We start from the raw sequence: 7,315 nt of genomic DNA, 5'->3' as shown, positions 1-7,315 counted from the left end.
TTCTCGGATTATTATACTTTGAGCGCCAGTGGAGTGAGCGCTTCAGCTTATACCCTTACCGCTAGTCCTAAAGGAGCACAGGCTGGCGATAGTTGTGGTGCCTTAAGCTTTAGCAGTACTGGAGTAACGACTCCTGCTAGTGGGGGGTGTTGGTAATGCTTAAATGTTTTTCTAAGCTTGCTGCTGGTTTAGCGCTGTTTGCGTTAACGAGTATCGTCCTTCCGCTTAAAGCGGCCGATTTAAATTTAGCCACCAAGCCGCTACATGTGGCCAGCAAACCCCCACCAATGGTGATGCTGGTGATGGGCCGCGACCATACCCTGTATTATGAAGCTTATAATGATGCTTCCGACCTAACCGGTAATGATAGGCTGAATCTGCATTACGACCCAATTAATATTAATTATGCTGGTTACTTCGATAGCCAACGTTGTTATAGCTATAGTAGTGAAGGTGAAGTATTTGTTCCCGGCGCTGCGGCTTCGAGCACTAAGGCTTGTACTGGTAGCGACCCATGGAGTGGAGACTTTTTAAACTATCTCACCATGACGCGTATGGATGTATTACGCGCGGTGCTCTATGGGGGCTACCGCCGTGTAGATACTGAAACTGCTACCGTGCTAGAGCGAGTCTTTGTTCCTCAAGATGCGCACTCCTGGGGGAAAAGTTATACCTCCAAGGCCGTAGACGGTTATAGCTTGGCCGACTATACCCCTTTTGCTAATCCTCGCTGGGGTAAAAAGCATTTTTTTGGCACCGCTTCCTTTAGCGATGGCGGTAAACCCGAATTTAAGGTGCGTTTAAATGTAGGGCCATCTGACATCGAGCTCACGGGTAATATTTGGGAGTGGGCCAGTACCGAACGTCCGGTGTTAAGTAGTGAAAACCGTGATATTAAAGATGAGAATATTTTTACTATTCGCGTGCAGGTTTGTGTTGCCGGTAAGCTAGAAGCCAACTGTAAGCAGTATAGTAACGGCCAATATAAACCCACGGGGCTGCTACATGACTACGGCGAAAACGGCAGCATGGAGTTTGGTCTGCTCACCGGAAGTTACGACAAAAACACCTCTGGTGGGGTATTACGCCGCCCTGTGGGCGATTTTTCCGATGAAATTGATGCCACTAATGGCACTTTTAAGGCATCTGTACCTGGCATTGTTAATACCATTAATAAACTGAAAATATACGGTTTTATCTATGGTACTAATAAATATGAATATAGCTGTGGTTGGATAGCGACTCGGCAAATTGTCAACGGCGAATGTCCCTCTTGGGGTAATCCAGTTGGCGAAATGCTCTATGAAAGCCTACGTTATTTCCATGGTGAAGGCTTTGCCAGTAGTAGCTATTCTAGCGGCAGTGGCTGGGTCGATGAGCAGCTAGGCTTACCCTCTGCCACTTGGGACAAACCCTTCGATAATCGTGAATATTGCGCCGCCCCCTATAATTTAGTGATTAGTGATATTAACCCTTCTTATGATGCCGACGAATTGCCCGGGGCCAAAACGAGCTTTAAGAGAACAGATGGTAGTGGCAATGCTATTTCTTATAGTGGTAGTACATTAAGTGGTTATCATTTGAGCAACTTATTGGATGAAATATCAAAGCATGAAAACATATCTGGAAATTACTTTATCGGTGAGTCCTTAAATGATGATCCGGATCCCTTAAAAAGAACTACCAGTGCGCCCACCGCGAAGCCGGTTCGTAGCTTAGCCAATATTCGCGGTTTATCTCCCGCCGAGCCCACTAAAGGCGGCAGTTACTCGGCGGCGGCGGCGGCTTACTATGGGCAAAAAACAGATTTGTTTCCAAATAAGCCGGGTAAGCAAAATATTCGCACTATGGTGGTGGCAATCTCTTCTCCCTTACCCGAGGTGAAAGTGGATGTGAAAGTGGGGGATGAAGTAAAGATGATTAAAATCGTCCCCTTTGCCAAATCGGTTAGAGGCGAAAGTATCAATAAAGATCAAGGCCAATTTCAGCCCACCAATACCATCGTTGATTATTATGTCGAAAGTTTTTCTAGCACCAGTGGTGTGTTTCGAATTAACTTTGAAGACGTGGAGCAAGGCGCCGATCATGATATGGATATGATAGTGCAATACAGTTACGAAGTAGCGATGCTCTGCCCTCTACCTTCAGACGATCCAACTACCTGCAACAAGCGCAAAGGGGTCAAGCTTTCTCTAGACTCGCAATATGCCTATGGCGGGCTTGCTCAGCATGCGGGTTATGTTATTTCTGGTACCACCAAAGATGGTATTTACTTGGATGTGCGTGATAAAAAAGATGGCGAAGGGCGTGGGGAAGATGACGATAGCAATAAGGTGAAATATTACTTAGATACGCCAGCAGAGGATGACAGTGCATTTCCACATAACTCAAGAAGAAGCTCTTCTGCCAATAATGACGTTTTGGAGCTAACTCGTACTCGACATTTTTTCCCAGGTAGTTCATCTGCTGAGTTGTTACCTTCACCCCTTTGGTATGCCGCAAAATGGGGTGGCTTTGAAGAGAAGGAAAGCGAGGCGAACGGCTTACCCGATGCCGGAGAATGGGACAAGGAACAAACAGGCCAACCCGATGACTACTTCCCAGTGACTAACGCCGGTGAGCTCAAAAAGCAAATTGGAAAGGCCTTGCATAGTGCCCAAACTGGTAATCAGTCTTCTGCTGCACCAGTATTCAGCAATACCTTCTTAAGCAGTAATACTCACTCATATCGCACGAACTTTGTTGGTGGCCCATGGAATGGTGACGTATTGGCCTATGCTCGCAGCAGCAGTACTAAAAGTGGCTTTAGCCTTAGTCCAAGTTGGAGCGCGGCGGCACGTGTTGATGCCATGGCGCCCAATGCTCGGCATATCTTTACCCGTAATAATAGCAGTGAGCGTTTTGTCGACTTTGTAGCGCCTAACTCCTTGGATGGTGCCGATGATGGCCTGAGCGCTGAGCAAATTTCTGCTCTGTTAGCCGGGCAAGCTGGGAGCGATGATGTTAAGTTGGCTTACCTAAGTGCCGTGATTAACTACTTACGCGGTGACCGCAGCTACGAAGCGCTAGACTTAGACGAGCGCATGCGTGAGCGCAAATCGGCTCATGGTGATGTAATTAACTCAACGCCCTATTATGTAGCTTTAGCTACCGGTCATGATGTGACTAAACCAGTATTAGTCTATGGCGCTAATGATGGCATGGTACACATTATTGATGCCGAAAATGGCAACGAGATTATGGCCTATGTGCCAAGCCAAATTTTCTCGGGTTTAACCAGTCTGAGCAAAACGACCTATAACCATCAATACTTTGTTGATGGCGGCATTAACGCTTACACCGATACTAATGATATAACCACGGTGGTGGGGAGTCTTGGTACGGGCTACAAAGGCTTATACGCCATCGACGTAAGTGATATGAGCTCTGCCAATAAAAACAAACTTAAGTGGGAAATCGATACTAATACCACCGGCTTTAGCGGCCTTGGTTATACTCAAGAGCAGCCAACCATAGCTAAACTAGCCAATGGCCGGGTGGGAGTGATTTTCGCCAATGGCTATAATTCAGCCGATGGTGAAGGTCAGTTATTTATTGCCGACTTAGCCGATGGTTCGTTAATTCGCAGCCTTAAAACAGGTGTAGCCAGAAGCGATGACCCAACCGGACAAAATCGTGCCAATGCTCTAGCCAGCCCCGCGGTAGTTGACATTAACAGCGACGGTATTGCCGACCGCATTTATGCCGGCGATTTATTTGGTAATATGTGGGTATTTGATGTGAGTAGTTATAGCTCTACAGAGTGGGGCCTAGCGACTAACGATAATAAACCTTTATTTACTGCACGTAGTCCCACTAAAGATGCCAGTAACAATTATATAGCTCAGCCAATTACGACTCGACCTGCTGTAGGTGTCCATCCTTACGGCCTTAGTCATGGCGTGTTAGTGGCCTTTGGTACGGGTAAATATATTGAGAATGGCGATAACAACTTCATTGGTGAACCCACTCAAACTGTTTATGCGATTTGGGACAAACTCGATGGCACTTATTTAACAAACTCTCGCACTAGGGTGGATGGAGAGCATGTTTATAGCCAATTATTGGCGCAAAAGATCCTCGAAGAAGATCCGACAAATCGTCGTTTGAGTGAGTATCCAATAAATTGGAATAATCATAAAGGCTGGTATCTGGATTTGGTGAATACCGAAGATGGTAATACCAACAACTATGGCGAGCGCCAAGTCACTAACAGCCTGCTATTAGCTAACAAACTGAGCTTTACTACGGTATTGCCCAATCAAGATCCCTGCTTAGATGGCGGTGACGGTTGGTATATGGAGGTAAATTTACACTCTGGTACCACTTGGAATAGAGGCACGCCGGGTAATACCGACCCCAATGATGATACTGATACCATCGAGAATGACAGTTCTCATCAGCGGGTTAAGGGGATTCCCTCGTCGCCCACGGTGGTAATAGACTCTAACTTAGACGAGCACGGCGTGGTGAAAGAAGAGGGCATCATCGAGAAGACCTGTATTACCTTAAGTAATGGCTCTATGCTTTGTTACGATGATTATAAGTCACCTACCGGGCGCTTAAGCTTAAGAGCCTTGTATTAGTACTGCGGCGAACAGAGCCTTCTTTAAGGCTCTGTTCGCGTGATAGGCTTTAGCCTCAAGTTGCATTTTGCTACACTAGCCGCCCCTTGTTTGGAGTGCATCTTATGCAATGTCGAATCGGCTGTGGCGCCTGCTGTATTGCCCCCTCAATCAGTTCTTTGAATAAAGCCGCCGGTGAGCGCTGTCAGCATCTAAGTGCCGACAACCTATGTCAGTTGTTTGGCCAGCCAGAGCGCCCCAAGGTATGCCAAGATTTTAAAGCGGCTGAATGGGTTTGTGGTAGCACCCGCCAACAAGCGCTAGATACTTTGATTCACTTAGAACAACAGACTCTGGATGATTAAAGTTTAGTAAGTTTGCTTAAGTTGTTCTCGATTTTCTTCTGCTTTCACTAAGCGTAACTCTTTAGGCTGTTTCGCTGCTTGCATTGCTAGCCGTTGAGCGGCTCCCACTAGTTGAATATCCGGCGGTAAATTTAGCTGCTTGAGAAGGGTAATAGAGTGCTCTCTTGGGTGGGCGATTAATACCGCGTGACCGTATTTTCTGGCTAAGTTTAGTGCTTGTTGCCACTGTTTAGCGATGGCTTGCGGCTCATCAACATGGTCGAGAAAAACATGGCGCCGTAGATGGGGCACTTGGTGCTGCTCGGCAATGTGTTCTGCTACGCTGGCGAGGTGGGTGCGGCTATCAACAAAAAATAGCTGCCGCTGGGCTAAGGTTTGCATTAACCAATGCATTTCTTGTGGCTGCTGGGTCAGCTGGCTGCCCATATGATTATTCAGGCCACTGGCCTCGGGGAAGTCGCTAATGGCGGCAAGCACCCGCTGTTTAAAAGCCGCTTCTGCTAAATTTTCGCTTAAGCCATAGGGGCCTAGAGCGAGACTGCGGCTGCCTTGCATCGGCAAATGCAACATTACTTCGCGCTGCTGTTGCTGAGCCTGCTGGGCAATGCGCTTGGCATAAGGACTAGAGGGCAGCACCGATAGGGTGATGGCGGGGTCGAGTTGCAATAACTGTAAATCGTTTCTATGGTTGCCCACATCATCAATAATAATGCTCAGCTGAGCGGCCAAACACCAAGGGCTCAGTAAGTAGAGTAACAGCCAGCTTACTCTAACCATTGACTCGGATCTTGGGTTTGCCCTTGGTGGCGTAGTTGGAAGAACAATGCGTTGGTGTCTTGGCCGCCGCTATTCCCTGCATAGGCGATGGTTTGCCCGGCGCTAACCCGCTCACCTACCTCGGCATTCAGGCTTTGGTTATAGCCGTAGAAGCTAAGGTATTGTTCGCCATGGTCGATAGCGACTACTAAGCCATAACCGCGCAGCCAATCGGCAAATACCACGTTGCCAGCGGCAATGGCTTGCACAGGGGTGCCGGGATGGGAGTCGATGACGATCCCCTGCCAACGGGTTTGCCCCTGATTCTTGCTGTTATAACTATGTAGAACACGGCCTTTCAAGGGCCACGGAAGTTTACCCTTGTGCGCGGCTAAACCGTTTAATGGGGTTTTATCGCGATTTTGTTCCAGTGCTTGCTGTTGCTGTTGTTCTATTTGCTGGCTAATCACTTGCTGCAAGTGTTGCTCATTTATTTGCAGCTGCTCCAGGCGGCTTTGCTCACTATTTTGTAGTTGATTGAGTTTGGCCAATTGTTGTTGGCGCTGCTCTTGTCTGGCTTGCAGTTTTTGCTGTTGTTGCTGCTGCTGGTCAACGAGGCTCTTTAGTTGCTGTTGGTTATTACTGAGTTGTTGTTCTAGTGCGGCTAATTCTAATTGTTGTCGGCTGACTTCGGCTAAGGCGCTTTGGCGCGCTTTGGCTAGGTATTGGTAATAACTCAGCATGCGTTCTAGCTTGGCGGTGCTTTGCTGATTAAGCAGCATTTTTAAGTAATCGTTGTCGCCGAGACGATAGGCACTATTGAGTTGCTGGGCGAGCGCTTGCTGTTGCTGTGTGAGTTGTTGCTGTACTTGCTGTTTTTGTTGTTGGTTTTGTTTTAGCTCAAGTTCGGTATGGGCTAATTGGTTGTTTAGTTTGCGCAGTTGTTGGTTCGCGTCGGCTAGAGCCAGCTCGTATTGGCGCAGCTGCTGCTGGGCCTTGTCTATTTCGGCTTTTCTTTGTTTCAGTTGCTGCTGTTGTTGCTTGAGTTGTTGCTGAACGTCGAGCAGTTGTTGCTGTTCATTGGCGTTCGCCATCGGGCCAAGCAATAGCAAAACGCCAGCAACAAGGCTGGCGTTAAACAGGCGAATAAGGCGCATTGCTACGCCTTGTTTCGAAACTGAATTAGGCTCTTTCATCGAGCCATTATTTCAAATTCATCAATACCTTGCCAGTCATTTCTGGTGGGGTTTCTAGGCCCATCAAAGTTAACATGGTTGGCGCGATATCACTTAAGCGACCACCCTCAACTGGGGTAGCTTCGCGGCCGTAGTAGATGAACGGTACTGGCAAGTTGGTATGAGCCGTGTGAATACCACCGGTGGCTGGATCAACCATTTGCTCGGCATTACCGTGGTCGGCAGTAATTAAACACTCGCCGCCCACTTTATCTAAGGCTTCAACTAAACGACCAATACTCTTATCTACTGCTTCACAAGCTTTCACTGCCGCGTCATATACGCCAGTGTGGCCTACCCGGTCACCGTTAGGGTAGGTACAGATGATGACATCGTAGTTACCGCTTTCAATGGC

At 47.7% G+C, this 7,315-nt stretch carries 6 protein-coding genes; 3 read left to right on the top strand and 3 right to left on the bottom strand.

Features of this window, described 5'->3' with window-relative positions; genetic code table 11:
- The first annotated feature begins 18 nt into the window (after positions 1 to 18).
- The 3 genes from ACQY6Q_RS09230 (at position 19) to ACQY6Q_RS09220 (ending at position 4,969) form a co-directional block, all read left to right on the top strand.
- Entirely contained in the window at positions 19 to 156 is a 138-nt protein-coding gene (locus ACQY6Q_RS09230) for a type IV pilin protein (protein WP_427980485.1), read from the top strand.
- Entirely contained in the window at positions 156 to 4,625 is a 4,470-nt protein-coding gene (locus ACQY6Q_RS09225; RefSeq protein ID WP_427980482.1) for a pilus assembly protein, read from the top strand. The genes ACQY6Q_RS09230 and ACQY6Q_RS09225 overlap by 1 nt, the downstream gene beginning before the upstream one ends.
- Positions 4,626 to 4,729: 104 nt before the next feature.
- Complete coding sequence (locus tag ACQY6Q_RS09220; RefSeq protein WP_427980479.1) at positions 4,730 to 4,969, top strand: YkgJ family cysteine cluster protein; 240 nt, start codon at positions 4,730 to 4,732, stop codon at positions 4,967 to 4,969.
- Positions 4,970 to 4,972: 3 nt separating this feature from the next.
- Here ACQY6Q_RS09220 and ACQY6Q_RS09215 read toward each other — a convergent pair whose 3' ends face one another.
- From ACQY6Q_RS09215 to ACQY6Q_RS09205, 3 genes are all read right to left on the bottom strand, one after another.
- Complete coding sequence (locus ACQY6Q_RS09215) at positions 4,973 to 5,746, bottom strand: divergent polysaccharide deacetylase family protein (RefSeq protein ID WP_427980476.1); 774 nt, start codon at positions 5,744 to 5,746, stop codon at positions 4,973 to 4,975.
- A complete protein-coding gene (locus ACQY6Q_RS09210; protein ID WP_427980474.1) occupies positions 5,734 to 6,882 on the bottom strand; it encodes a murein hydrolase activator EnvC family protein in 1,149 nt (382 codons plus the stop codon). The genes ACQY6Q_RS09215 and ACQY6Q_RS09210 overlap by 13 nt, the downstream gene beginning before the upstream one ends.
- A gap of 46 nt (positions 6,883 to 6,928) precedes the next feature.
- Positions 6,929 to 7,315, bottom strand: a 387-nt coding sequence (locus ACQY6Q_RS09205; RefSeq protein ID WP_427980472.1) for an alkaline phosphatase family protein, incomplete at its 5' end; no start/stop codon positions are given.

It is taken from the genome of Agarivorans sp. (assembly GCF_050295395.1).
Classification (GTDB): Bacteria; Pseudomonadota; Gammaproteobacteria; order Enterobacterales; family Celerinatantimonadaceae; genus Agarivorans.
This window is presented reverse-complemented; position numbering and strand designations above follow the sequence as displayed.

Excerpts from the sequence above, each read along its gene's own strand:
- ACQY6Q_RS09225 (WP_427980482.1), top strand. The coding sequence starts at position 156 with ATGCTTAAATGTTTTTCTAAGCTTGCTGCTGGTTTAGCGCTGTTTGCG.
- ACQY6Q_RS09220 (WP_427980479.1), top strand. The coding sequence starts at position 4,730 with ATGCAATGTCGAATCGGCTGTGGCGCCTGCTGTATTGCCCCCTCAATC.
- ACQY6Q_RS09215 (WP_427980476.1), bottom strand. The coding sequence starts at position 5,746 with ATGGTTAGAGTAAGCTGGCTGTTACTCTACTTACTGAGCCCTTGGTGT.
- ACQY6Q_RS09210 (WP_427980474.1), bottom strand. The coding sequence starts at position 6,882 with ATGCGCCTTATTCGCCTGTTTAACGCCAGCCTTGTTGCTGGCGTTTTG.